The sequence below is a fragment of the Oribacterium sp. HCP28S3_H8 genome, from assembly GCF_052064775.1.
Lineage (GTDB): Bacteria > Bacillota > Clostridia > Lachnospirales > Lachnospiraceae > Oribacterium.
Window position 1 is genome coordinate 1 of record NZ_JBQHUZ010000013.1, and the last position, 21626, is coordinate 21626.

Annotated in this window: 23 protein-coding genes and 1 pseudogene; 23 read left to right on the forward strand and 1 reads right to left on the reverse strand. The window is 46.0% G+C overall.

What is annotated here, in order from left to right; translation table 11 throughout:
* The 11 genes and pseudogenes from ACTNEN_RS12220 to ACTNEN_RS12270 all read left to right on the forward strand — a co-directional run.
* Positions 1–348, forward strand: a pseudogene (locus ACTNEN_RS12220) (class I SAM-dependent methyltransferase); the annotation flags it as partial.
* 171 nt (positions 349–519) lie between these two features.
* Positions 520–942, forward strand: a complete 423-nt coding sequence (locus ACTNEN_RS12225; RefSeq protein ID WP_002586616.1) for a sigma-70 family RNA polymerase sigma factor — start codon at positions 520–522, stop codon at positions 940–942.
* A complete protein-coding gene (locus ACTNEN_RS12230) occupies positions 935–1147 on the forward strand; it encodes a helix-turn-helix domain-containing protein (protein WP_002586615.1) in 213 nt (70 codons plus the stop codon). Before ACTNEN_RS12225 ends, ACTNEN_RS12230 begins: the two co-directional genes overlap by 8 nt.
* A gap of 204 nt (positions 1148–1351) precedes the next feature.
* A complete protein-coding gene (gene tnpA / locus ACTNEN_RS12235; protein WP_441206798.1) occupies positions 1352–1819 on the forward strand; it encodes an IS200/IS605 family transposase in 468 nt (155 codons plus the stop codon).
* A gap of 564 nt (positions 1820–2383) precedes the next feature.
* On the forward strand, positions 2384–2782 hold the full coding sequence (locus tag ACTNEN_RS12240; RefSeq protein WP_002596229.1) for a plasmid mobilization protein: 399 nt from the start codon (positions 2384–2386) through the stop codon (positions 2780–2782).
* A gap of 179 nt (positions 2783–2961) precedes the next feature.
* Entirely contained in the window at positions 2962–3885 is a 924-nt protein-coding gene (locus tag ACTNEN_RS12245; protein ID WP_441206799.1) for a hypothetical protein, read from the forward strand.
* A gap of 42 nt (positions 3886–3927) precedes the next feature.
* Positions 3928–4197 carry a hypothetical protein gene (locus ACTNEN_RS12250; RefSeq protein WP_441206800.1) on the forward strand — a complete coding sequence of 90 codons (270 nt, stop codon included), beginning with the start codon at positions 3928–3930 and terminating at the stop codon, positions 4195–4197.
* A 621-nt stretch (positions 4198–4818) separates the two neighbouring features.
* Positions 4819–5190, forward strand: coding sequence for a helix-turn-helix domain-containing protein (locus tag ACTNEN_RS12255; protein ID WP_441206801.1), 372 nt, complete (start codon positions 4819–4821; stop codon positions 5188–5190).
* A 223-nt stretch (positions 5191–5413) separates the two neighbouring features.
* Entirely contained in the window at positions 5414–5821 is a 408-nt protein-coding gene (locus tag ACTNEN_RS12260) for a hypothetical protein (RefSeq protein ID WP_441206802.1), read from the forward strand.
* 117 nt (positions 5822–5938) lie between these two features.
* Positions 5939–6829, forward strand: coding sequence for a hypothetical protein (locus ACTNEN_RS12265; RefSeq protein WP_441206803.1), 891 nt, complete (start codon positions 5939–5941; stop codon positions 6827–6829).
* 316 nt (positions 6830–7145) lie between these two features.
* Positions 7146–7445 carry a helix-turn-helix domain-containing protein gene (locus tag ACTNEN_RS12270; protein WP_441206804.1) on the forward strand — a complete coding sequence of 100 codons (300 nt, stop codon included), beginning with the start codon at positions 7146–7148 and terminating at the stop codon, positions 7443–7445.
* Between the two features lie 257 nt (positions 7446–7702).
* Here ACTNEN_RS12270 and ACTNEN_RS12275 read toward each other — a convergent pair whose 3' ends face one another.
* Positions 7703–7924, reverse strand: coding sequence for a hypothetical protein (locus tag ACTNEN_RS12275; protein ID WP_441206805.1), 222 nt, complete (start codon positions 7922–7924; stop codon positions 7703–7705).
* A 75-nt stretch (positions 7925–7999) separates the two neighbouring features.
* Between ACTNEN_RS12275 and ACTNEN_RS12280 the strand changes: the two genes are divergently transcribed.
* The 12 genes from ACTNEN_RS12280 to ftsZ all read left to right on the forward strand — a co-directional run bounded on the left by ACTNEN_RS12280 (position 8000) and on the right by ftsZ (position 21519).
* Positions 8000–8257, forward strand: coding sequence for an excisionase (locus tag ACTNEN_RS12280; RefSeq protein ID WP_441206806.1), 258 nt, complete (start codon positions 8000–8002; stop codon positions 8255–8257).
* A gap of 145 nt (positions 8258–8402) precedes the next feature.
* Entirely contained in the window at positions 8403–9533 is a 1131-nt protein-coding gene (locus ACTNEN_RS12285; RefSeq protein WP_441206807.1) for a tyrosine-type recombinase/integrase, read from the forward strand.
* 108 nt (positions 9534–9641) lie between these two features.
* The gene (ychF, locus tag ACTNEN_RS12290; protein ID WP_441206808.1) at positions 9642–10739 is read left to right on the forward strand and encodes a redox-regulated ATPase YchF; all 1098 of its coding nucleotides are present in this window, start codon (positions 9642–9644) and stop codon (positions 10737–10739) included.
* 503 nt (positions 10740–11242) lie between these two features.
* On the forward strand, positions 11243–11668 hold the full coding sequence (gene mraZ / locus ACTNEN_RS12295) for a division/cell wall cluster transcriptional repressor MraZ (RefSeq protein ID WP_441206822.1): 426 nt from the start codon (positions 11243–11245) through the stop codon (positions 11666–11668).
* Entirely contained in the window at positions 11665–12609 is a 945-nt protein-coding gene (rsmH, locus tag ACTNEN_RS12300; protein WP_441206809.1) for a 16S rRNA (cytosine(1402)-N(4))-methyltransferase RsmH, read from the forward strand. Before mraZ ends, rsmH begins: the two co-directional genes overlap by 4 nt.
* A 183-nt stretch (positions 12610–12792) precedes the next feature.
* Positions 12793–13344: a cell division protein FtsL gene (locus ACTNEN_RS12305; RefSeq protein ID WP_441206810.1), complete on the forward strand. Its 552-nt coding sequence runs from the start codon at positions 12793–12795 to the stop codon at positions 13342–13344.
* The gene (locus ACTNEN_RS12310; RefSeq protein WP_441206811.1) at positions 13319–15706 is read left to right on the forward strand and encodes a peptidoglycan D,D-transpeptidase FtsI family protein; all 2388 of its coding nucleotides are present in this window, start codon (positions 13319–13321) and stop codon (positions 15704–15706) included. The genes ACTNEN_RS12305 and ACTNEN_RS12310 overlap by 26 nt, the downstream gene beginning before the upstream one ends.
* A gap of 104 nt (positions 15707–15810) precedes the next feature.
* A complete protein-coding gene (mraY, locus tag ACTNEN_RS12315) occupies positions 15811–16770 on the forward strand; it encodes a phospho-N-acetylmuramoyl-pentapeptide-transferase (protein ID WP_441206812.1) in 960 nt (319 codons plus the stop codon).
* 83 nt (positions 16771–16853) lie between these two features.
* Positions 16854–18209: a UDP-N-acetylmuramoyl-L-alanine--D-glutamate ligase gene (gene murD, locus ACTNEN_RS12320; protein ID WP_441206813.1), complete on the forward strand. Its 1356-nt coding sequence runs from the start codon at positions 16854–16856 to the stop codon at positions 18207–18209.
* Between the two features lie 35 nt (positions 18210–18244).
* Entirely contained in the window at positions 18245–19381 is a 1137-nt protein-coding gene (locus ACTNEN_RS12325; protein ID WP_441206814.1) for an FtsW/RodA/SpoVE family cell cycle protein, read from the forward strand.
* 41 nt (positions 19382–19422) lie between these two features.
* Positions 19423–20166 (forward strand): cell division protein FtsQ/DivIB, encoded by a 744-nt coding sequence (locus tag ACTNEN_RS12330; RefSeq protein WP_441206815.1) that lies wholly within the window; start codon positions 19423–19425, stop codon positions 20164–20166.
* Between the two features lie 132 nt (positions 20167–20298).
* Positions 20299–21519: a cell division protein FtsZ gene (gene ftsZ / locus ACTNEN_RS12335; RefSeq protein WP_441206816.1), complete on the forward strand. Its 1221-nt coding sequence runs from the start codon at positions 20299–20301 to the stop codon at positions 21517–21519.
* Positions 21520–21626 lie beyond the last annotated feature (107 nt).

Sequence of the window (21626 nt, forward strand, 5' to 3'; positions counted from 1 at the left end):
GTTTCTAATATGGCAATTATGGATATTACGGATATTGAACCACTTCTTATGGCTGTTTATGAACTGTTGCAGGAAAGCGGAATTTTTGTCTTTGCAACGCAACACCCTTGTTTTGTCACGTTGACTGAAAAATATATGACACCGCACAGTTACTATGATATAGCGATTGAAGGGCAACCGAAAGAGCAGATTTATTATCATCGTTCCATACAAGATATTTTTAACCTTTGTTTTAGAGCTGGATTTGTCATTGATGGATTTTATGAAGAATGTTTTAAAACCAACAAAGAAATTCCTATGGTAATGATAGTAAGGCTTAAGAAGGTAAAACGTGATAGCTTAAAATAAATTCAAGTTTGTCGGGTAAATAGCAAACCCAGCCGAGCCAGTCAACGGTCAAGATGAACGGCGCATATGCGCAGCCGTTGACAGCCCCGCCCGCCTTTGCTGGTAGGCAATCAAGGGGCGACAGCAAGAAGTGCCACCGCCCCGCACTATTATTCAGAAAGGGGAATTTCCATGACCGACCAGATAGCCTATCAAGAATATATCCAGCGCAGGTACAACGCCTTTTGCAAGACTGTTATCCGCTGTGCCGCCTTGGACAAGATTTTGAAGCTTAAACGGCAATGGGAACGGCAAGTTTCCCTTGACTATCTGATGAACGAGAAGTTTGTCCAGTTTGCCGCGTCGGAGCCGGACGAGGAATACCCATTTACCGTCTGCGGTCAGACCGTCCTGCTCTGCAACGCCGCCCTTGCCGACGCGATCTCTGTTTTGCCGGAGCAGACGCGGGAAGAAATCCTGCGCTATTACTTTCTGCGCCAGCCGCAGCGCGTGATCGGCGCGTGTATTGGCCGGTCACGCAGCACAGCGGGGCGGCATATCCAGCTTGCCTTGCAGCGGCTACGCGAAGAAATGGGGGTGAGCCGGTATGAGTAGACTTCTCCCCTATGAAACAATCCTCAAAGCCCGTGAGGGCGACCCAGAAGCCGTGAACGCTGTCCTGCTCCACTACGCCGGATATATCCGCTATTTCTCAAAAGTGAACGGGCAGGTCAACGCCGAGGTGGAGGACTATGTAAAGCAGCGGTTAATTGACTGTCAATTCAAGTTCCGGCTTGACGAACCACCGGACAAGTCATAAAAACTGAATACCAGCCGCCACCGACGCGGCCAGCGAAAGCAGTAAGTCTTGAAAAAGATTTACTGCTTTTTTGGTTCCAGCCAAAAAAACCACCTGTTTGACAGGTGGTTCCGAGTTCGGCTTTAGCCTAGATAAAAAAACCTCCAATGCTACAATGAGTGTGGGTCTGACACCGCACTACATTGAAAAACAAAGGAGGTATCCATGGATAATAGTACATTATCACATACGACATGGAATTGTAAGTATCATATAGTGTTTGCACCAAAGTTTAGACGAAAGGTAGCGTATGGAATGTTTAAACAGGACATAGCTAACATTTTAAGTACTTTATGCAAACGAAAAGGAGTGGAAATCATTGAGGCTGAAATAATGCCAGATCATGTGCATATGCTAGTTAAAATTCCACCATCAATTAGTGTTGCCGAATTTATGGGATTTCTAAAAGGAAAAAGCTCATTGATGATATTTGATCGGCATGCAAATTTAAAATACAAGTATGGAAATCGGCGATTCTGGTGTAGAGGATATTATGTAGATACTGTGGGGAAAAACACGGCGAAGATAAAGGAATACATCAGAAATCAAATGGCCGAAGACCAAGAGTATGATCAATTAAGTTTATTTGAGGACTATGACCCGTTTACGGGTAAGCCTCGTAATAAGAACTAGGATTCTGCGCGTTTCACGTGTGAGTGTGTGAATGTGGCGCAGGTGTTAGATCTTTATCAGAGGCCCTTTTAGGGCCAGGCTGGTAACGGCCGCCTTATAGGCGGTGGACAAACCACCAGCTAAGCTGGTGGTTTTGATTTGTTGTCCGGCTCCGCTCCCGGCCATTTTGCCCCCTGCCGGTTGTAGTAGTAAGCGAGGAGGGAATTTTTCTGCCCTGGTGTTTGGCATTTGGAGCATTTACCCGTAGTAGAGGGCAAAGAGAAAGGATTTCTCCAACACCGGGTAGAAACCACTGCGTCCGGTGTCATTTTAGCGAAAGCGGGCAGGAATGCCCTTTACAGGATTAGTAGTAGCAGAAAAAGAGAAACAAACTTTTGTGGTTGCAGTTTTCCAAAAAAGTGGCGGACGGAAGTGAGAGAAAGTTTGCAGTCACGGAGAGCAAGTTTCTACCACGGTGCCAAAATCCGCAATTCTGCAGTTTTGCCCCTCGCGGGAAACTTGTTGGGGAGTGCCTTCCCCAAACCCTGCTCATGCGCCCTTACGGGCGAGAAAGGAGGTCACACCATGCGAAAGAAATACAACACGCCCCACCGCAGCCGCGTTGTGAAAACCCGGCTGTCCGAAGATGAGTATGCCGACTTCACAGCGCGGCTTGCGCCCTATGGTATCAGCCAGTCCGAATTTCTCCGGCAGGCGATACGGCGGGCGACCATACGCCCGGTTGTCCATGTGTCGTCGGTCAATGACGAGTTGCTTTCCGCTGTCGGGAAGCTGACAGCCGAGTACGGCAGGATCGGCGGCAACCTCAATCAGATTGCCCGGTATCTGAACGAATACGGCGTACCCTACAACACCCTTTCCGGCGAGGTACGCGCCGCCATATCCGACCTTGCCGTCCTCAAGTATGAAGTCCTCAAGAAAGTAGGTGACGCGGTTGGCAACACTCAAGCATATCAACTCTGATATGGATGATGATGTTTTCCACAGAATGGATAGCTGTGATGATGACCTCATCGCTTACGTTGTTCATGGCAATCTCCCTTCGAGATAAATGCTTAACCAACAGGCTACAAAACCGAGGTCATATCATGTAGATTATTATAGGAGATTTATCGCCAGTTTTCAATGGATAGGAGGAGCTTATGGAGTACAATGACGAAGAATACAGGGCAGTAGTAGGTGTATACATAGGAGATATATTTTACAGCAACGCCTCGTATAACAGCAAGATAGCTGATATCCGAAAATATGCTGAAGTGATAGTGAGGAGACTTATTCATAGAGACACCGAAAAGCCTTTTACACTTGGAAATCAACATACTAAAGAAAAACTCCGTAAAAGTGGTATAGAAGAGGAGATGTTCTGGAACGCTGTAGAAAAAATAAATTCCGTTGGAAGTGACAGAACGCATACCCAGGTAACAACAGTCGCAACAAAACGAGAGTTTGATGATGTGGTGGATAGTCTGTTTGACCTGTATGCCTATCTGTTCGTGTATTTTTTTAAGAGATTTCGATTTGGACAGAACCAAGCCATTGTTACTTCGTTTTCGATTTTACCGCCGATTATCCGTTACAAGGCATTAAATGAGCTATATCTTCAGGACCCGGAAAATACCATTGTAATAGATAAACTTACACTCTCGATATTAAAGGCATTTTCTGCAGATAAGGCGAAGGAATGGATCGATGAGCATAAGAACAGTCTGGAACAAATGCATTATAATGATGATTTTTCATCAGACATGTTTAAGAATCTGATTGCTAAATATGATATCGTTTTTGCCAATACTGTCATGTCATATGTTGCACAACAGAGATCAAAAACAGTGTATGATATTTGCATGGATAATGTTTTGAAACTTTCCCAGAGTAACTGGTCTCCTCTTTACAATTCTTTCGAGACGGCATTGACCTACTATAAAAATAACGGAGTGGTGTCAGGAGATTCCAAAGAGGTTGAAGAATTTAATGCTCTTATGAGCTTTGTCTATATGGGCAGAAAAGAAGACGCTGATGCGTTAAAGAAAGAGCAGGAGCAATCTTTTATTATTGACCAGATTTGATGATGTACTTTTTCACAACTCAGTCGCTGGAGATGAAGGATTATGCTGTATTTGGCTGACAGCGGTGAGTATGTGATGAGCTTTCCCAATCAGGCGGATTATGACAGATGGAGACAGAATATTTCCGACAAGATCTATCAGGATATAGAAGACGCACTGAACGCGCGAATCGATCGGAGTGAGATAAATACTGCCGGCTGTATTCCCGAACACCATTGGACGGGTATGGTATATGAACCGATCTACAAGGAGCGCGGGAAGAATGTTACCCAGGCCGGGACGTTCTTCGGACGATCGTATTCAAGCTGCTGATGAAACATCAGGATAAGACCTGGGGCTTCGGCAGATATGAGAAGGACGGTAGGCAGATAGCGAGTATGACTTATTTTGAGCTGAAGAATCCGCCGAGAAGGAACAGGATGTCTTGAGGTGGAATAGTAGTAGCCAGGATATAAGACTGAGACGTAAACGCCAGATAACAAGCGTCTGGAATCACCCTTTTAGAAGCAATAGAGTTCCCAATGATCAGGATACTTCATGATATCCTGCGAGATCATCGCTATTTCATGAATAGGAATCCAATGTCAGATCATATTTTTTTCACAATGTCAGAAGCTCGTTAAGGAACAGGAGTCAGTGGTCATTCAATAACGGCGTAGTGCTCCTCCAGATCAGATTTACATTACTGAAAGATGAAACTGATATCAGAACAGGCCATGGATGGTGCCGTGCCAGCTGCTGATGCCTCGTTCCTTCTTGTGGGTTAAAAAGATTGAACAATTATTGAAAATCCCTCGCTTAAAGCCTGTATATTTTTTCAAAAATTTAGCAAAAGTGAATTGAATGTCCAACAGGTGAACGTCTGATAAGTTCCCACTACCTGTCCACTTTTTTAGAATAAAGGTGAAGACAAGTAGAAAGGAGTGGTGGGCTGTGCAGACAGTCTCCGTTGAGGACAACCAGCGAACTAATACTGCCGTGGGCCGCCGTATCCGGGAGGCTCGTCTTGAAAAGGAATATAAACAAAAAGAATTGGCAGAGATGGTAAAGGTCGATCCGAAATATCTCAGCCGTATCGAGAATGGACATTCTGGTATTTCAAGAGAGTTACTGATGCGGATAGGAAAGATACTCGGAAAGGGATTGGATTATTTTTACCTGGATAATCCGGAGCTTGAAGAAGCTCATGCGTTAGATGCGGAAATAGCGCTTAAACTGGGGAAATGCAGCAAGGGACAGAAACTGATAATCAGTAAACTGATCGATGCAATACTGGATATACCGAGAGAGGATCTGAGCCTGTAGGCATTATTTTCTATGGCCTCTTCGGGATTGATCAATTGTGTTTTTGCGTAGCGTGGAGCTTCTGGCATGACTTATCATACCGGCAGCTCTTTGTTTTTTTATAAAGGAAGGTGGGTTCAATGTCAGAGTATCTTGATGATTCATAGCGCGGGCTTATTTTTTTAGGTCATTCACTTCATCACACTACCACGCACACGCATATAAGGGACGCCAGAACCTGATATTGGGCAGAAATGGCGTATATGCATTTACTTTAAAAAGTAGAAGGGACAAAAATAAATTGGATAAGGAAGAAATAGTTTCAGCCTTTTCTCGCAGGGCAGATGGGCCTCCACCATCTGATCTTGCGGGAAATGAAGACAAGCTGATTTTTTATAAGCGGGTTGAGCGGATCCAGGAAATAGACGATCCTGCAAAGAGACTTGCGATATTGATGGAGGCTGGGATCGGATACTTCAAGGCAGACTGGATCGGATGTGTTGACGCTGATTTCGAAAACAGGATCATGAAACCGTATTTCTGGTGCGATGCCAGACGAGGTTCCATGGCAGAGACACCGTTTACAGAGCGATCTTTCTCTGATGAGATGTACAGATGGGTAATGGCATTCAGGCAGAACAGAACTGTCTAGGTACTTGATGCCGATGAGATTCGAGATATCTTTGAGGGGGAGTATCAGTTCTACAGGGAGTTAGGGGTCAGGTCGATAGTGGCGATTCCTTTCAGGCGTAAGACGAATGGCTTCGTTGTGATCAAGAATCCGGGTATCAATGTCGGAGAGGACTGCACACTTAAGACATTCGCAGATATGATCCTTGTGGAAGTGAGTGAGAAGAAAACTCACGAGGTACGAAGTGGTGAGACTGTTCCCTGCTATCGTGACTATCTTAAGTCAGAGCGGGATGTCTTCATCAAGCTTTTCGGAAAGATGCGGATAGAGACTGTTCGTGGCACAGTAAGCTGTGAACAACTCAGAAGAGCAAAGCTTGATTTGATAAAGCTTCTTGTGTGCTCCAAGTATCCGGTTAGCTCACAGGACATCATAGAGCAGATAGAGCCGAACTCTGCGCCGCGTGGCTTTGATGGCGTCAGGCAGCTCATCTACCGGACAAGGCAGCTCACAGGGAATCTCTTTCCGGAAGGTGTTAATCTTATCGAGACGCTTCCGAATGGTTATCGTCTGAACAGATACCTGAATGTCATAACAGATCTCTCATGCTTCAGAGACTACACGAGACTTGCCAGGGAAGAGAGTGATCCTGATGCGAAGGCCGGATATCTCCAGAAGGCCATAGATCTCTACAGGGGTGATATCTATGTATCAGGTGACTGTGGAGATCGTATAGGACTAGCGCTTACATCCAAGTACAGCAGGATCTATCAGAATATCATCGAGGAATTCTGCTCGATACACTTCGGCCAGAGACATTATGACGTTGTTCATCGTGTGGCCGCTGAGGCACTCTGCAGAGGACACAATGATCCGGATATCTACTACTGGGTTGTCATGTCGCTTTTTGCCCTGAAGAGGAATGTTTCTGCGGAGCAGCATCTGAACATAGCTTGTCAGTCCCTTGACGACGATAGCAGCGCATGGCTCAGGAACAGAGTACAGATGGGATTTAAGAAGTGTATCTGAATCTGATATCGGAGGATGAAGCGGAGATAAACTGAGGGGACGCCTGATACAGAAAGTGGTATGTGAAAAGCGAAAAACACTTGTATTCACATTTGACATATTTTTTTTACATGGCGCTGGCTGGGAGAGGCCAGTGCTTTTTTTGCATGAAATCTCCAGGGCTGTCACGCAGAAATAACGGCTCTGTCACGTTAAAGCAACGCAAATATAACACTGCAATAACGCCTGTGTAACGTCTCCGATGACACCTGTCTGCTACGATAATGCTGCAGTCGCGATTGAGATACTCGTAAAATGTTTTTTCAGGAGGAGCTATATGTATTTCAACCAGGAGGAGGTAGGTCAGAGAGTCCGTGATCTGAGGAAGAGCCGCGGGATGACGGCGGAGAAATTATCTGAGGAGCTCGATTACAGCCACAGTCATGTGAGCAAGGCAGAAAGCGGCTTACGCTGCTATTCGATCGACCTTCTCATATGTATTTCCAGATACTTTGATGTGAGCCTTGATTATCTGATTCTCGGCAGGAGAAAAGAGAAAGAAAGAGAAATTGAACAGACGAAGCGGTCAATGCGTCTGCTTCTTGAAGAGCTGAACACTATGGTCAATGATCTCTGATTTGCCGTATTAGTGCAAATCCGGTTGCCCTTTCAGTCCATAGAAGAAGCGGTGGGTTTCGGTTATGATTTCTTCAGAACAGATTTTATCTGTTCTGAAGAAGTCGCACCTTGACAAATGAATATACATTCATCAGGTACTTCCCTGTGCGGGTTCCCGAAAGGAGCCAGCCGCAGAAACCATACGCGATGAGGTTCGATCGTCCCTCTGTGCCTTAACAGAGTAAAGGAATCGTTATGAGCGGTACATATGTTGTTTCAACCTGCCGGATAGCTTCCGCCAGTGGCGATGAAACGCACAGGTATAATGGTACTTCTGTCCAGCCACAGCCCCGGAGAAACGGGATCACGCAATGGGGGCAGCCCCGGGAGATCCCTGGAGGAGAAGCAGAGCTTACTCATGGAACCGGGAGCACCCGGTCGCCTGATGATTTCCCGGGTGTCGGGGGTCGAGGACGAATAGACACCGCAGTAACTCATAGAAAAATCATTAAACAGCTGTCTCTCTGACCAGGACAGCTGTTTCTATAAATATAAAAGTGGAAGGATTCATAGATGAATGTAATTGCAAACAAGGATTACACTGAATCAGAATTATTTGCCAGAGAACAGGCGAAGATTCAGACTGTACCTCTTCATAGCAAGGTCGCTCTCACCATAAGAGAGGCAGCCGAATATTCCAACATCGGAATCAATAAACTTGACAGCCTTCTTCGCTCGCCACGTTGCCCTTTTGTCTTATACGTGGGAAAGAAGAAACTTGTGAAGCGTAAAGAATTTGAGAAGTACATATCTGACAATGTGGAGATCTGAATCAGTGAAAAAACATATCTATTTCAGTTCCTTTCCCTGGCTTCTTTCCCATACTGAAAAATGAAGTAACATTGCAATTGCCCCTCAATTAGTGTATAATATTAAAGCTAATTTCGGGGCTTCTTTTACTTAGAAAGGAGCCTTTATGGGAAAAGATCTCAAGGGAAAGGAGATTGGTACAGGAATTGTTCAGTTGCCGAATGGGACATATTTTGGCAGATTCGTCGATAAATTCGGTAAGCGAAGGACAAAGAGATCTAAAAAAATACAGGAAGTAAAACAATGGCTTGCAGATGCGACTTATATTGACGAACACAGTGATCTGGATCAGGCGGCGGATATGTTAGTCGATGCATGGTTTGACTACTGGATCGGAATAAAGAAGCAGACAGTAAGACCTAATACGGTAAGGAACTATTCTGAGAGATATGAACGCAACATTAGAGGCGTTATAGGCAGCAAGCTTCTGACTGAAGTGAAGCCTGTACATTGTCAGAAGATTTTTTCTGACATGGCAGAAGAAGGGTACAAGACTACTACCATTTATCAGACTAGGATCACTCTTTTTAACATGCTTGAGTTTGCAAAGGAGAATGATGTTCTCATTGTAAATCCGTGCAAGAAGTCATTGAAGAGCAACATGGGTAAGCCTTCCGAGAAGAAAGAAGCCTTGACGATAGATGTTCAGAAAAAGTTTCTCGGTGCTGTAGTCGGATACAGCTATGAAAACCAATACCGTTTTGTTCTACAAACTGGACTTCGAACCGGAGAGATGATCGGACTCAAGTGGAGTGACATCGACTTCAAGAATCGGACGATGAAGATCGAGAGGACGATGGAGTACCGCTATAAGGTCGGTGAGTGGAGAATAGGACCGCCAAAGAGTCAGTCGGGTTATCGTACAGTTCCACTTACAGAAGAAGCTGTTCGTATCCTGGAGAACCAGAGAAAGAAAAATCAGAGTTTAAAGATAATTCCGATGGAATGGAAAGACTTTGTCTTCCTTTGCAGAAAAGGCACACCGGTCAAGAACAGCACCTATGACACAGGGCTGTTCAAGTATTGTGATCGTGCCGGTATACCGCGTTTTTCGATGCACGTCTTAAGACATACCTTTGCTACCAGATGTATCGAGGCCGGAATGAAGCCGAAGACTCTGCAGAAGATTCTGGGACATTCCAACATAGGAATTACCATGAACCTGTACGTCCACATTACTGAGGACGAGAAGCATAGAGAGATTGACCTCGTGGCTGATGCGCTGAAAGTCATATAAAACTTGATGCGAAATTCAAATCCGTGGTACTCGCCGTGGTACTCGGTCGAAATGGCACACCGCGCAAAGCCCGTAAATATAAGGATTTTTAAGGAGATATAAGAAGAAATGAAACTAGGAATCGTTGGACTGCCTAATGTCGGTAAGTCCACATTATTTAATGCCATTACCAAAGCGGGTGCGGAAGCGGCAAATTATCCGTTCTGCACGATTGAGCCGAATGTTGGTGTGGTCGCAGTACCCGATGAACGCCTCGACAAGCTTGCGGCGCTGTATCATTCACAGAAGGTTACACCGGCGGTGATCCAGTTTGTTGATATTGCAGGACTGGTAAAGGGAGCCTCCAAGGGCGAGGGACTCGGCAACCAGTTCTTATCTAATATCAGAGAGACCGATGCCATTGTGCATGTGGTAAGATGCTTTGATGATCCTAATGTGGTGCATGTCGATGGTTCTGTTGACCCGATCCGTGATATAGACACAATTAATCTGGAGCTGATTTTCTCGGATCTGGATCTGCTTGATCGTAGAATGGCTAAAACCAAGAAGCTCACGATGAGCAATAAGGATGCTAAAGAGGAGTACGCACTTCTGGAAGCACTTCATGCGCATCTGGAGGAGGATAAGCTGGCGATCAGCTTTGATGCCGGAGATGATGATAAAAATGCCTTTATTGACAGTCTTGATCTCCTGACAAGAAAGCCGGTCATCTATGCGGCAAATGTCGGCGAGGATTCCGTTGCAGATGATGGTGCGTCCAATGCGTATGTTGCAAAGGTGCGGGCATATGCCAGGGAAACGAACTCCGAGTGCTTTGTGATCAGTGCGCAGATTGAGCAGGAAATCGCAGAGCTGGAGGATGATGAAAAGGCGGAGTACCTTGAGTCGATGGGCATGACAGAGTCCGGACTTGATAAAATTGTGCGGGCATCCTACAGTCTGCTTGGGCTTATGAGCTTCCTTACCGCAGGTGAAAAGGAGACGAGGGCATGGACGATCCGAAAGGGTACCAAGGCGCCTCAGGCTGCGGGCAAAATTCACTCTGATTTTGAACGAGGCTTTATCAAGGCAGAAATTGTAAATTACAAGGATCTGCTGGACTGTGGTTCGATTGCTGCGGCAAGAGAGAAGGGTCTGATCCGGATGGAAGGTAAGGACTACGTGATGCAGGACGGAGATGTGGTAGAGTTCAGGTTTAATGTCTGACATCCGTAAGTGCTTTTCACGAGATTTCCTAATGGATATCTTTCAATAAATAAAGTATATAGAGAACCAATGGGGATCATAATGACCATGCTTATAAGTTTGGCTGTTAAACCACGTATAATTTCTATATAATTATAGAAAAGGTTCAGGATCATGGATTAAAGAGGGAATGGAGACATAGCTTAAGCTGTGGATCGGTTCCCTCTTTTTTTATAAAAACATCAGGGCGGGAATGATCAAAAATCCGCCTGTGGTGGGGGATATTCCCAAAAACAAGCTTTTTGAGGGTGGATGTCGCGTTCCTGACTTTGTGTATAATATGCAAAAATATACAATTATCACGTATTTTATTGAAAAAATATAGAAAAAATAAGTAAAAAAGCCAGAAAAAGTGTATGGATTTTTTTGCAGTCATTCTATTATCCTGTCTTGACAATTATTCGGAATAAAGGCATTATTATATTCGTAAGTGGTAGAAAGTGGTAGAAAGTGGTAATGACTGGATGTTTACTGGTGAGTATCATCACAATCTGGATGCGAAGGGCAGGATGATCATTCCGGCGAAGTTCCGGGAGGGTCAGAGCGATACCTTCTGGGTGACTAGGAGCCTGGATGGATGCCTCAGCATGTATACTCCGGATGGATGGCAGGAGCTTGTAAATAAACTGGATTCACTGCAATTTACCAGTACAAAAGCAAGGATGATGAAGCGCTTCATTATAGGCAGCTCGGTGCAGTGCGATCTTGATAAGCAGGGGCGGATCCTGATTCCGCAGGTGCTTAGAAAGACGGCAGGTCTCGACAAGGATGTTACATTGGTTGGTGTCGGAGACCATGTGGAAATCTGGTCCAGTGAGTCCTGGGATGCTTATAACAATTTCGATGATCCGGAGGCGCTTGCTGCAGAGCTGGAGGGACTTGGCATTTGACATTTAAACATTATTCCGTACTGCTCCGCGAAACCATCCAGGGACTGAATATCGATCCAGATGGCATTTATGTGGATGGCACACTCGGAGGCGGAGGGCATGCGCTGGAGGTGTGCAGGAGACTATCTCCCAAGGGGAGGTTGATCGGTATAGATCAGGATAAGGATGCGATTGCAGCAGCAGGTGAGAGACTCAGGGACTTTAGCGACCGGGTTACCATCGTGCGCAGCAATTATGAACAAATTGATACGGTCCTGCATGAGCTTCAAATTGAAAAAGTAAATGGAATTTACCTCGATCTCGGTGTTTCCAGTTATCAGCTGGATACTGCAGAACGAGGATTTTCTTATCGGATAGATGCACCGCTGGATATGAGGATGGATGACCGAAATCCTGTAACAGCGGCAGACATTGTCAATGATTATAGTGAAGCGCAGCTTTTCCATATGATTAAAAATTATGGAGAGGATCGTTTTGCACAGAATATTGCAAAGCATATTGTCAAGTACCGCGAAAAAAAGCGGATCGAAACAACGCTCGAGCTTGCGGATATTATATCGGGCGCAATTCCGGCGAGGATTCGCGCGACATCCGGGCATCCCGCCAAAAGAACATTTCAGGCAATCCGGATTGAACTGAATCGGGAGCTGGATGTACTGGAAAACTCTCTGGACACAATGATTGATGATCTTAAAGAGGGTGGGAGACTTTGTGTAATTACCTTTCATTCGCTGGAGGACCGGATCGTAAAAAACAAGTTCAGAACAGCGGAAAAGCCTTGTATCTGTCCGCCGGATTTCCCTGTATGCGTATGCGGCAGGAAATCAAAGGGACGCGTCATTACAAGGAAGCCGATCCTGCCGTCTGAGGAGGAGCTCAGAGAAAACAGCAGGTCGCAGAGCGCTAAGCTCAGGATATTTGAGAAGCATACAGAGGTTTGAATATGAAATCCCTGGAGAGTGGGCTGCCTAAGGTCTGGCGGCATCCGATGTAAGGGTCGGATGGTAGCTCTCCCTGGATATCCGGGTAAGTTTTCTGATGCTTTGGTATTGATTAAGATCTGAATCAGGATAGAAAGTCGTTCTGCATATAATGTTTGGTGCAGGACAGGGGGATGTGAGCATATGGCTAGGAGTACAGCAAGGACAGCTGGAAAAGTACATACGTTTGTGGATGGTAATACCGTACGGAAGGAGCTTCCACAGATACAGAAGCCTCGTCGTTCGCCGGGGACCAAACGGAAAACCGGTAAAAAGCAGCATACATATATGCAGCTTGACCGTCAGAGGATCCTTTCCGAGAGGGAGATGGATCACCGTGCCCAGCAGGAACGGCTGAGAGGCAAGGCGGTTTCAGTGGATGCACCCTTTCTTTTTGTGCTTATTGTAGCATCACTTTGCACTCTGGCGCTGTGCTTTAACTATATACAGCTGCAGACCTCCATTAATTACAGAATGTCCTCGATTGATCAGAAAAAGCAGCAGCTTGAACAGCTTAAATCAGAAAATGATGCGCTGCAGAGCTCCATTGATACTGCTGTCGATCTTAATGAAATTTACCGTATCGCTACCCAGGAGCTTGGGATGGTATACGCAGGTAATGATCAGGTAATTACCTACAACAAAACGGAAAGCGAGTATGTGAGACAGTATGAGGACATCCCGGAATACAAGTAACAACACAAATCGGAAAAAGAGGGGTAAGATCCTCACGCAATACATGCAGAGAAAGCTGGCAGTCGCACTCGGTGTGATTATGCTGGCTTTAATTGCGCTTATCGGAGCAATCTACCGGATTATCTATACCAATAATGATGATTACAATAAGATTGTGCTGTCGCAGAGGCAGGCGTCCTATGACTCGCGTACGATTCCTTTCCGCCGGGGCGATATTATGGACCGGAACGGCACGGTGCTTGCTACAAGCCAGAAGGTCTATAATCTGATCCTGGATCCCAAGGTCATATATTCAAGAGACGACGGCCGCTATGTGGATGCAACGGTACAGGCTCTGTCAGAGTATTTTGGATATGATCAGGGAGAACTCAAGCAGCTTCTGGAGGAGCGGAAGGATAAATCCTATGTGAAGTACCAGAAGCAGCTTTCCTATGATGATAAGTCCGGCTGGGAGAAGTATGTAGAAGATAAAAACAAGCAGTTTGCGGCTTCCGGAGACAAGGCAAGGGTAAAGGGAGTCTGGTTTGAGGATGAATATACGCGGACGTATCCATATAATTCACTTGCCTGCAATGTCATAGGATTTTCCACACCGGATGGTTCCAACGGTACCGGAGGAGTAGAGCAGTATTACAACTCCACACTGATGGGAACCAATGGACGGGAGTACGGTTATCTTGACGACGATACAAGACTGCAGTCTGTGCTTAAGGAGCCGACGGATGGCAACTCTATCGTCACAACGATCAATACCAACATTCAGATGTCGGTGGAGAAGTATCTAAACGAGTGGCAGAACGACGATGTCGGATCTAAGGTTGCGGCTGCCATCGTGATGGATCCCAAGACATCTGAGGTGCTTGCGATGGCATCGACCAATCAGTTTAATCTTAATGACCCGCGGGCACTGGATCCGAAGGTTTATACAGATGATGTGCTGATGAAGCTCGGACGTACAGAAGCTGTCGGTGTATATCACCGCCAGAAGCCGGACGCGGAGGAGATTACGGAGGATCAGGTTTCCAAGTACTTTACCAATGATGAAATCAAATCCTACGGGCAGCAGGTTGCGTGGAACCAGATCTGGAGAAATGTGGCAGTATCGGATACGTATGAGCCGGGCTCTACTGCAAAGCCATTTACCATTGCCGCGGCACTCGAGACAGGAGCCATTACGCCCTCTACGATATTTGTCTGTGATGGATATGTGGAGTTAAATGATGGCCTACATACCTGGAGAATCAAGTGCCACAATATCAATGGTGACGGACCGCTGGATGCAGAGCAGGCACTGATGCGTTCCTGTAACGTATATCTCATGCAGACAGCATTTGCCCTGGGCGCCGAGAACTTTGTAAAGTATCAGCATATTTTTGGCTTTGGTGAGAAAACCGGCATTGACCTCCCGGCGGAGGCAGACACCTCGGATCTTGTATATACCGCGGATACCCTTGGTAAAACGGCACTTGCGACCAATTCCTTTGGACAGAACTTTAACGTCACAATGATACAGATGGCTTCCGCGTACTGCAGCATTTTGAATGGCGGCTCCTACTACAAGCCACACGTAGTCAAGCAGATTCTTAATTCCAACGGAACTGTGCTGGAGGACATCAAGCCTGAGCTTGTCCGGACAACTGCGTCTAAGGAGACCTGTGATTTCCTTAAGGAAGCCTTGTTTCAGACGGTTGAAGGCGGTACTGGCGTCAAGGCAAAGATTACAGGCTATCATGTCGGTGGCAAGACCGGTACAGCGGAGAAGCTGCCGCGTTCGGCTAAAAACTATCTTGTTTCCTTCTGCGGTTTTGCTCCGGTAGAGGATCCGCAGGTACTGGTATATGTGATCGTTGATACACCTAATCTCAAGGGAGAAGCGCAGGCAACGGCCTCATTCGCAATCGGCATCGAGCGGAAGATCATGAATGAAGCCCTGCAGTTCCTCAACATCCCGGCACAGGGAGAGACGGATCCGCAGAACTCACTCAACAATGCGTTGTCAACAAGTCCGGAGGGTATCAGTAAGGAAACCATGGGAGCTGAAGTGGAAACCGATGCAGAGGGCAATACCATTGCGGCAGGTGAAACCGATGCGGCTGGCAACGTGCTGGAAACCAACGCCAATGGAGATGTGGTAATCCGGGCTACGGATGCGAATGGAAACACTATTGCGGAAACCCGCGGTCCGGCAGTAACAGATGAGGCCATTAAGGATGGAAGCTCGGATCTGCCAGATGCTGTACCTGGGACAGATGCGGCATCCCAGTCGGAAAGCACGGAGACTGGTGAAACTACATTGAAAAATGATGACAGTGCGCAAACGACGGAGAGTGATGAAACGACTGCGTCGAAGACAGAGGATTAAATTTTGGAGTGACATAAGATGCAGGCTCCGATCTGATGAACCGGAGCCTGCCTATAGGATCTCAGCATCTGATGGCTGATGAAAAAAATAACTGAGGAATCGAAATGTATTTGGATTTGGTATTATCAATATTTATTAGCTTTGCACTTGTGACGATTGCCTGCCCTTTTGCAATCCCGGAGCTTCATAAGCTGAAGTTTGGACAGGAGGTGCGGGATGACGGTCCCAAGGCACATCTCAAAAAGCAGGGAACACCGACAATGGGAGGCATCGTATTTATCCTGGCGATTCTGCTTACCGGACTGATTTTTGCAGGGAGATACCCACATGTACTGCCGGTGCTGTTTCTTACAGTGGGCTTCGGCGTGGTTGGCTTTGTAGATGACTTTCTTAAAGTGGTGAAGCACCAGTCGGAGGGTTTTAATCCAAAGCAGAAATTTATCTGTCAGCTGATCATCACAACGATCTTTGCCATATACCTCTACCGGTCTCCGGACTATGCCAATACCATGCTGGTGCCGTTTACAGGATATTATCTTGACCTTGGATGGCTGTATATTCCGGCAGTGCTGTTTATTGTAACAGCGACAGATAACGGAGCCAATTTCACCGATGGTCTGGATGGACTGTGCTCCTCGGTAACTGCGGTGATCGCGCTTTTCCTTGCTGCGGTGAGTCTTGCGTTTCGCGGCGGAGAGATCACACCGGCAGCGGGTGCTGTGTTTGGCGCACTGCTTGGCTTTTTGATTTTTAATGCCTATCCGGCTAAAGTATTTATGGGAGATACCGGGTCCCTTGCACTTGGAGGATTTGTTGCGGCAGCTGCATTTGAACTCCAGATATCACTGTTTATTCCTGTTTTTGCATTTATCTATCTTATAGAAGTACTGTCGGTTATTATGCAGGTAACCTACTTTAAAGCAACCCATGGAAAACGGATTTTCAGGATGGCTCCGATTCACCATCATTTTGAATTGGGTGGCTGGTCTGAGACCAAGGTTGTGACAGTCTTCACGGTAGTAACCATTCTGCTATGCCTGCTTTCCTCTCTGGGAATTTCCTGAGATTATACGGTAGGACTCATACCTTATGGAAATTTTCGGAATATAAACAGGCTTGATGCAGCATCAAAACGGGGGGCGGAGATATGGAAAAACAGAAGGTTCTTGTGCTGGGCACAGGAAAAAGTGGAATTGCAGCTGCAAAACAGATTCTGAATCTCGGGGGACAGGTGATCCTCTTTGATTCCAATTCTAAGCTAGATCAGGTTAGGCTTCTTAAAAACTTTAATCAGAAGGACAAGGTATCCATAGTGACAGGAGAGCTGCCGCCGGAGCAGCTTATTGGAGTTGATCTTGCAGTCATCAGCCCGGGGATCCCGCTGGACAAGCCATTTGTCAAGCAGATTGACTGTGCCAAAATACCGATCTGGGGAGAAATCGAGCTGGCGTATCAGTCCAGCAAGGGTAAGCTGGCAGCTGTCACCGGCACAAACGGCAAGACAACGACAGTTTCTCTGATTGGCGAAATCCTTAAAACGCAATATAATGATGTACATGTCTGCGGTAACATAGGAAATCCTTTTACAGAAGATGCGCTGGATACGGATGACAGCTCGGTAACGATTCTGGAGGTAAGTTCCTTCCAGCTGGAAACAATTATGGATTTCCATCCGCATGTTTCGGCCATTACCAATATTACGCCGGATCATCTTGACCGTCACAAGACCATGAAAAATTACATCAAGGTCAAGGAATCCATTGCAATGAATCAGACCGAGGATGATTATATTGTTCTGAATTATGAGGATCCGGAGCTTAAAAAATTTGGCAGAAGGAAGACTCTGAAACCAAAGGTGGTATGGTTCAGCTCCCGACACGTACTTAAGGATGGCTTTTATTATAAGGAACCGGAAATTCACTATGCACACGATGGAGAGGATGATGTGCTGCTTAATGTGCATGATCTGATCCTGTTAGGGGCTCATAATTATGAGAATGTTATGACCGCGATGGGTGTCGCTCTCCATATGGGCGTTCCGATGGATAAGATTGTATCTGCCTGCAAGGCATTTCAGCCTGTAGAGCACAGAATTGAGTTTGTCAGGGAGAGAAGCGGAGTTCGGTATTACAATGACTCCAAGGGGACCAATCCTGACGCTGCGATCCAGGCATTACGTGCTATGCCGGGGCCTGTCATCCTCATCGGCGGCGGATATGATAAGCACATTGCCTTTGACGACTGGGTTAAGGAATTTAAGGGCAGAGTCAAATATCTTGTACTGATCGGTCAGACCAGAAATGAGATTGCGGAATGTGCTAAAAAATATGGATTTACCAATATCATGTTTGCAGAGGATATGGATGAAGCGGTCAAGGACTGCGCTGCGTATGCAGAAGCAGGCGATTATGTGCTGCTGAGTCCTGCCTGTGCAAGCTGGGGTATGTTTGATAATTATGAGCAGAGAGGCCGTATCTTTAAGGACCTCGTCAATAAACTGTAATATAAAACGGCAGAGAACCGGCAGGAGGATACTTCATGGCAGATAAAAAGAAAAAACAGGGGCATTTTTATGATTTCAGTCTCCTGTTTGCAGTGCTCTTTATTACAGGCTTTGGTCTCATCATGATGTATTCTGCCTCCGGGTATTCTGCACAGAGTCAGATGAATGATGCCATGTATTATTTAAAACGGCAGGCTGTATTTGCTGTTTTGGGTATTGGCGTTATGCTGTTTGTTTCTCGTTTTTTTGATTATCATCTTTTAGGCAAATTTAATCTGATTATTTACGTTATTGCGGCAGTGCTGGTTGTACTGACCATGGCGATCGGCCTGAGCTCACACGGATCATCCCGCTGGATTTCACTGGCAGGTGTCCGCTTTCAGCCATCAGAAATTATGAAAATTGCCGTGATCATTGTGGAGTCCTCGGTAATTACGCATTATGGGTATCGCATCAATGACTGGCATACTGCAGTTCCGGTTATGGCATGGGGCATTATTCCGGGAGCGGTCATTGCCTTTAACAACCTGTCTACCGGTATGATTATTGCCGGCATCACCTTTGGTATGATCTTTGTTGCCTGTCAGAAGTACTGGCCTTTTGCAACGCTTGGACTTTTTGGCATCCTGGCATATGTTTTTGCTTATCCATTTGCGCGGTTTCTGGAAAATATTCATGTTCTGCATGCATATCAGCTGACACGTATTTTCTCCTGGAAGGATCCGGCAAGCTATGCAGATGAAACCTTCCAGACCTTACAGGGACTTTACGCCATCGGCTCCGGTGGTATTTTTGGCAAAGGGCTGGGAGAGAGTGTACAGAAGTTTCTGATGCCCGAGGCCCAGAATGATATGATCTTTACGATTATATGTGAGGAGCTGGGGCTTTTTGGCGCGGTTTCACTGATTCTGATTTATAGCTTTATTATCTACAGAATGTATGATATTGCAAGAAACGCCAAGGATCTTTTTGGCTCCATGCTGGTGATCGGCATCATGTTCCATATTGCACTGCAGGCGATCCTTAACATCGCGGTTGCCACCAATTCCATCCCCAATACCGGTATTACCCTTCCGTTTGTAAGCTATGGTGGTACATCCCTGGTGCTTCTGATGAGTGAGGTGGGGATTTGTCTCTCGGTATCCAGGCAGATTGTAATTGAAAGGCAATGAGTGCTTAGTGGAAACACCCGCCTTATTATGAATGGAGTTGTATGATTGAAGAATTTGAACAGAAAGAAAAGCAAACCAGACATCTCCTGAGGATGGGTATTGTCATGATCCTGCTTCTGATTGCCCTGATACTTGCCAGCGCAAGAATCCACACCTTTAAGATCCTGGGCAATGCGCATTACTCGGAGCAGGAGGTCGCGGACATGATTTTTTCCGGTCCATGGGATACCAACTCGTTTTATCAGTTTATTAAAGATAAAACCCAGCCACATAAACAGCTGCCATTTGTTGAGAAATATCAGATCCACTGGACCGGCCCGCTGTCGGTGGAGATTATCGTATATGAAAAAAATGTCGTGGGTTATGTAGATTATATGTCCAGCCATATGTATTTTGACAAGGACGGTATCATCGTTGAGTCGACGAATGATACTCTGCCGGGGATCCCCAGAGTCGAAGGGCTGGAATTTGGGTCAATCGTATTATATAAGCCGCTCCCCGTCGCAAATAATAGAGTCTTTAATGACATTTTAAATCTGACGGGTTCCCTGGCGGAATACGGGATCAGCTGTGACAACGTAAAGTATGATACATTTCTGAATGCAACGCTTACAATCGGAGATCTGGAGGTTGCTCTGGGACAGGACAATCTTATGGAAATGAAAATATCCACCCTGAATGACATCCTGCCCAAGCTCGCCGGCAGAAAGGGAGAGCTGGATCTCAGCGAGTATAAGGAAAACACCGACCGGGAATCCTATATTTTCAAAGAGAAAAAGTCTTGATATTTAAAGGATTTATTAGTATAGTAATTTAGTGTATCTATTTCAGACTGGAGACATGTGCAAATAGTTACTCATTATAAGGTATTCAAGAATGACTTTAGAAAATAAGGGATAAATGTAAGGAGGAAGATTATGCTCGAGATTAAACTTCCTGAGTCAGAGGCAGCTGCTAAGATTATCGTAGTTGGTGTTGGTGGCGCAGGTAATAATGCGGTAAACAGAATGGTGGATGAGGGAGTCATCGGCGTTGAGTTTATCGGCATCAATACAGATAAGCAGGCGCTTCAGTTCAGCAAGGCACCGACAACGATGCAGATCGGCGAGAAGCTTACCAAGGGACTTGGCTGCGGAGGCAGACCTGAGGTTGGCGCCAAGGCGGCAGAGGAGAGCTCGGAGGATATTACAGCTGCATTTCAGGGAGCTGATATGGTGTTCGTCACCTGTGGTATGGGCGGTGGCACCGGTACCGGAGCCGCTCCTGTCATTGCCAAGATTGCAAAGGATATGGGCATCCTGACGGTCGGCGTTGTTACAAAGCCATTCCGTTTTGAGGCAAAGCAGAGGATGACCAATGCCCTTAAAGGCATCGAGAATTTAAAGGAAGCTGTTGATACTCTGATCGTTATCCCTAATGATCGTCTTCTTGAGATTGTTGACCGTAGAACGACTATGCCGGATGCTCTTAAAAAGGCAGATGAGGTGCTTCTGCAGGCAGTTCAGGGCATAACCGACCTGATTAATGTTCCGGGTCTCATCAACCTTGATTTTGCGGATGTGTCCTCTGTTATGAAGGATAAGGGCATAGCTCATGTGGGTATTGGTAAGGCAAAGGGAGATGAAAAGGCAACAGAAGCTGTAAAAGCTGCGATTTCTTCCCCACTCCTTGAGACAACCATCGAGGGCGCCAGTGATGTTATCATCAATATCTCCGGTGATGTTTCTCTGGTAGAGGCCAACGAGGCTGCTTCTTATGTAGAGGAGCTTGCAGGAGACAATGCCAATATCATCTTTGGTGCTATGTATGATGAAAATGCGCAGGATGAGTGCACAATTACAGTAATTGCTACCGGTATTAAGGACGTTTCATCTACGGATAACATTGATGCGCAGCAGAAGCCGGCGGCAGATACTGCACGGAAGACAGAAACCCGTATGCCTGATTTCCTTAGCGGCAGCTATCAGAGACCTGGTGTTCCGGTTTCACAGCAGGCAAGTCTCAATTTTTCACAGGATACTGGCGCACACACGGATGCGTCTGCAGCACAGCCATCCGTTCAACCTTCCGTTAACAGACCGCAGGCTAATAAGGAAATGTCAATCAATATCCCGGATTTCCTTAGAAATAGAAAATAATTGGAAATGATCTGACTTTTATGTAACTTTCAGGCTATGTCTTTACGGCATAGCCTTTTTTATGTTAAGATGGCAAACTGCAGAACATAGTATGATAAAAAATGATA

Excerpts from the sequence above, each read along its gene's own strand:
- mraY (WP_441206812.1), top strand. The coding sequence starts at position 15,811 with ATGTATTTGGATTTGGTATTATCAATATTTATTAGCTTTGCACTTGTG.
- ACTNEN_RS12245 (WP_441206799.1), top strand. The coding sequence starts at position 2,962 with ATGGAGTACAATGACGAAGAATACAGGGCAGTAGTAGGTGTATACATA.
- tnpA (WP_441206798.1), top strand. The coding sequence starts at position 1,352 with ATGGATAATAGTACATTATCACATACGACATGGAATTGTAAGTATCAT.
- ACTNEN_RS12330 (WP_441206815.1), top strand. The coding sequence starts at position 19,423 with ATGATTGAAGAATTTGAACAGAAAGAAAAGCAAACCAGACATCTCCTG.
- ACTNEN_RS12250 (WP_441206800.1), top strand. The coding sequence starts at position 3,928 with ATGCTGTATTTGGCTGACAGCGGTGAGTATGTGATGAGCTTTCCCAAT.
- murD (WP_441206813.1), top strand. The coding sequence starts at position 16,854 with ATGGAAAAACAGAAGGTTCTTGTGCTGGGCACAGGAAAAAGTGGAATT.
- ACTNEN_RS12275 (WP_441206805.1), bottom strand. The coding sequence starts at position 7,924 with ATGAGTTACTGCGGTGTCTATTCGTCCTCGACCCCCGACACCCGGGAA.
- ACTNEN_RS12325 (WP_441206814.1), top strand. The coding sequence starts at position 18,245 with ATGGCAGATAAAAAGAAAAAACAGGGGCATTTTTATGATTTCAGTCTC.
- ACTNEN_RS12305 (WP_441206810.1), top strand. The coding sequence starts at position 12,793 with ATGGCTAGGAGTACAGCAAGGACAGCTGGAAAAGTACATACGTTTGTG.
- ACTNEN_RS12270 (WP_441206804.1), top strand. The coding sequence starts at position 7,146 with ATGTATTTCAACCAGGAGGAGGTAGGTCAGAGAGTCCGTGATCTGAGG.
- ACTNEN_RS12240 (WP_002596229.1), top strand. The coding sequence starts at position 2,384 with ATGCGAAAGAAATACAACACGCCCCACCGCAGCCGCGTTGTGAAAACC.
- ACTNEN_RS12310 (WP_441206811.1), top strand. The coding sequence starts at position 13,319 with ATGAGGACATCCCGGAATACAAGTAACAACACAAATCGGAAAAAGAGG.
- ACTNEN_RS12280 (WP_441206806.1), top strand. The coding sequence starts at position 8,000 with ATGAATGTAATTGCAAACAAGGATTACACTGAATCAGAATTATTTGCC.
- ACTNEN_RS12230 (WP_002586615.1), top strand. The coding sequence starts at position 935 with ATGAGTAGACTTCTCCCCTATGAAACAATCCTCAAAGCCCGTGAGGGC.
- ACTNEN_RS12225 (WP_002586616.1), top strand. The coding sequence starts at position 520 with ATGACCGACCAGATAGCCTATCAAGAATATATCCAGCGCAGGTACAAC.
- ychF (WP_441206808.1), top strand. The coding sequence starts at position 9,642 with ATGAAACTAGGAATCGTTGGACTGCCTAATGTCGGTAAGTCCACATTA.
- mraZ (WP_441206822.1), top strand. The coding sequence starts at position 11,243 with ATGTTTACTGGTGAGTATCATCACAATCTGGATGCGAAGGGCAGGATG.
- ftsZ (WP_441206816.1), top strand. The coding sequence starts at position 20,299 with ATGCTCGAGATTAAACTTCCTGAGTCAGAGGCAGCTGCTAAGATTATC.
- ACTNEN_RS12285 (WP_441206807.1), top strand. The coding sequence starts at position 8,403 with ATGGGAAAAGATCTCAAGGGAAAGGAGATTGGTACAGGAATTGTTCAG.